1 protein-coding gene is annotated in these 526 nt (G+C 49.0%); it reads right to left on the bottom strand.

Going from position 1 to position 526, the window contains the following annotated elements; genetic code table 11:
* Positions 1-526: enoyl-CoA hydratase/isomerase family protein (locus ACTXGO_RS16195; protein ID WP_443575247.1), on the bottom strand; the 526-nt coding region annotated here is incomplete at both ends.

Genomic DNA, 526 nt, shown 5'->3' with positions numbered 1-526 from the left:
CATTTAGGATCTTTGTCTTTATCAATCAGCAGCGCCCGTACGCCTTCTTTAAAATCAGGATTTGCCGCGCAGTGTACGGCAGTATTAAGCTCAAGATACAGTACTTGCTCAAGCGAAAGATCTGTCGCTTTGTCGTACAATGCATAAGTCAATGCCGCGCTCACTGGGCAGCCGTGCCGATAAGTAGCAAGCGCGCGCTTAGTCCATTTATCCGCTGCAAAATCGCCGTCTATCTGGGCAAGCGCGTCATCATCACGCAAAAGAGCATCGATATCACCAAGACCGCCCCTATTCATAATTTGGGAGATAGACTGCCAATATAGTGCCAGTTTACTCTCAGGCAGATCAGCCGCAGGGTATGCTGCTAGTGCTTGGCTTGTGACCGTATCCAAGCTGCTTTGATTGAGTGTCGTTGCAGGCTGCCAGTCTGTTTGTGTTAAGAGACTTAGTACCTTATCGTAATCATCTCCTGCTACCGCATATTCAGCGAGGCTGGTAAACATCGCGTCACTACCGTTACACAGCG

This window comes from Psychrobacter sp. T6-1 (genome assembly GCF_052258445.1).
This window is presented reverse-complemented; position numbering and strand designations above follow the sequence as displayed.